General features: G+C 37.3%; 1 protein-coding gene. It reads right to left on the reverse strand.

The genetic code is table 11. The features are described 5' to 3' along the window. On the reverse strand, positions 1-255 hold a 255-nt coding region (locus HNV10_RS17440), incomplete at both ends, for a hypothetical protein (RefSeq protein WP_173302692.1).

Consider the following 255-nt stretch of genomic DNA (forward strand, 5'->3'; position numbering starts at 1 on the left):
GGCCATTTAAAATCTCAGCATTAGCGTCTTCATTTTCTAAGATAAAGCCTTCTTGCTCATCGCCTGGATTGTTAACATCACACAACTCTATTGGACCTGGCGTTACTAATACAGGTAATGGATTAACGATTAATTCTAAACTGGTTAACTTATAACAGCCTTCTAAGGTCATATTATCTTCTACCCTAACCCATATGGTTTGTGTAAATGCTTCTGTATTTGTATAAGCTGTTGGCGTACTTATCGCATTGCTTG

It is taken from the genome of Winogradskyella litoriviva (assembly GCF_013249065.1).
In the GTDB taxonomy this organism is placed as follows: Bacteria; Bacteroidota; Bacteroidia; order Flavobacteriales; family Flavobacteriaceae; genus Winogradskyella; species Winogradskyella litoriviva.